Raw genomic sequence first — 2357 nt, 5'->3', positions numbered from 1 at the left:
CACCGGAGCCGCCCCCTCGCCCACACCACCGGTGAACACCAACGTGTCCACCCCACCCAACGCCGCCGCCATCGACGCCACACCCGCACACAACCGGTGCACGTACACCCCCAGGGCCAACCGCGCCCGCGCGTCGTCGCGCTCCAACACCTCACGCATGTCCTCGGTCCCCGCAAGCCCCAACAACCCCGACTCGCGCTCCAACGCCCGCTGGACCTCCTCCACCGACAACCCGCCATAGCGCACCAACCACACCACCAACCCCGGATCCACACTCCCCGAACGCGTGGCCATCACCACCCCCTCCAACGGGGTGAACCCCATCGTGGTGTCCACACACCGGCCGCCCGACACCGCCGCCAACGACGCACCCGACCCCAGGTGCGCGCTCACCACACGCTCACCACCGGCCAACTCCGCCGCCCGTCGCGACACATAGGCGTGCGAGAGCCCGTGGAACCCGTACCGGCGCACCCCCCACTCCCGCCGCCACCGCTCGGGCACCGCGTACACCGACGCCACCTCCGGCAGATCGGCGTGGAAGGCGGTGTCGAAACACGCCACCGCCGCACACCCCGGCAACGCCCGCCCCACCACCTCGATCGCCTCCAACGCCTTGGGCTGGTGCAGCGGCGCCAACGCAACCCACGCCCGCAACCGCTCGACCACCGAGGCGTCCAACCGCACCGGGTCGACGAACTCACCACCCCCGTGCACCACCCGGTGGCCCACCGCGTCCACCTCGGGCACACCCTCCAGCGCCCGGCTCAGCTCCCGCGGGTCCCAGTGCCCCCCACGTGCCGGGAGCGACCGCGAGGCCAGCACCGCACCGTCACCGTCCACCACCCCCAGCTTCAGGCTGGAGGACCCCGCGTTGACCGCCAGAACACGCATCAGTACCGCCACACCCACTCGCGGATCTCGGCCGGGTCCTCGCCGAACTCCCGGGTGTGGGCCCGGTGCCGCAACCGCTCGTCCACCATCCGCTGACGCACCTGGGCCGATCGCTGGCCCAGTCCCGGAACCCGGTCGATCACGTCCATGACCAGATGGAACCGGTCCAGGTCGTTGAGCATCACCATGTCGAACGGCGTGGTCGTCGTGCCCCGCTCCCGGTACCCGCGCACGTGCAGGTTGTCGTGGCCCGCCCTGCGGTAGGTCAACCGGTGCACCAGCCACGGATACCCGTGGAAGGCGAAAACCACCGGCTTGTCCGTGGTGAACAGGGCGTCGTACTCGGCGTCGGGCAACCCGTGCGGGTGATCGCTCTCGGGCAGCAACCGCATCAGGTCCACCACGTTGACCACCCGTACCCGCACCTCCGGCAACCAGCGGCGCACCAGGTCCGCCGCCGCCAAGACCTCCAACGTGGGCACGTCCCCCGCGCAGGCCAGCACCACGTCCGGATCCGCCCCGCCGTCGGTACTGGCCCACTCCCAGATCCCGATCCCGCGCGCGCAGTGCGCCACCGCCTCCTCCATCGACAGGTACCCCAGTCCCGGCTGCTTGCCCGCCACCACCACGTTCACGTAGTCCCTGGAGCGCAGGCAGTGGTCGGCCACCGACAACAGCGTGTTGGCGTCCGGCGGCAGGTACACACGCACCACCTCCGCGGGCTTGTTGAGCACCACGTCCAGGAACCCCGGATCCTGGTGGGTGAACCCGTTGTGGTCCTGACGCCACACGTGCGAGGTCAACAGGTAGTTCAACGACGAGATCGGACGCCGCCACGGCAGCCCCCGGGACACCTTCAACCACTTCGCGTGCTGGTTGAACATGGAGTCCACGATGTGCACGAACGCCTCGTAACAGCCGAACAGCCCGTGCCGCCCGGTCAACAGGTACCCCTCCAACCACCCCTGGCACAGGTGCTCGCTGAGCACCTCCATGACCCGGCCGCCGGGCCCCAGGTGTTCATCGGTCGCCAGCCGCTCGGCCTGCCACTCCTTGTCCGAGGCCTCGAACACCGCGTCCAGGCGGTTCGAGGCCGTCTCGTCCGGCCCCACCAACCGGAACGTCCGCGGATTGGCCCGGATCACGTCCCGCAGGAAACCGCCCAGCACCCGCGTCGCCTCACTGGTCTGGGTCCCGTTCCTGCCCACGTCCACCGCGTACCCGCGAAAGTCCGGCAGCACCAGCTCCCGCCGCAGCGCCCCGCCGTTGGCGTGCGGACTCGCACTCATCCGCCGTTCGCCCTCCGGCGCCTGCGCGCGCACCTCGGCAACCGGGGCACCCGACTCCTCGAACAGCTCCTCGGGCCGGTAGGAGCGCATCCACTCCTCCAACTGCCTCAGGTGCCCCTCGTCCGAACGCACCTGGCCCAACGGCACCTGATGGGAACGCCACGTCCCCTCCAC

At 70.5% G+C, this 2357-nt stretch carries 1 protein-coding gene and 1 pseudogene; both read right to left on the bottom strand.

Annotated features, from left to right (window positions below; translation table 11 throughout):
- A partial coding sequence (locus ABD54_RS26305) for an acetate/propionate family kinase (RefSeq protein ID WP_047872246.1) occupies positions 1–894 on the bottom strand: 894 nt, incomplete at its 3' end.
- Positions 894–2357, bottom strand: a pseudogene (locus ABD54_RS26300) (phosphoketolase); the annotation flags it as partial. The gene ABD54_RS26305 and the pseudogene ABD54_RS26300, both read right to left, overlap by 1 nt.

The organism is Nocardiopsis sp. RV163 (assembly GCF_001029525.1).
In the GTDB taxonomy this organism is placed as follows: Bacteria; Actinomycetota; Actinomycetes; order Streptosporangiales; family Streptosporangiaceae; genus Nocardiopsis; species Nocardiopsis dassonvillei.
The sequence above is the reverse complement of the archived record's forward strand: the minus strand, read 5'-3'. Positions and strand labels throughout refer to the sequence as shown.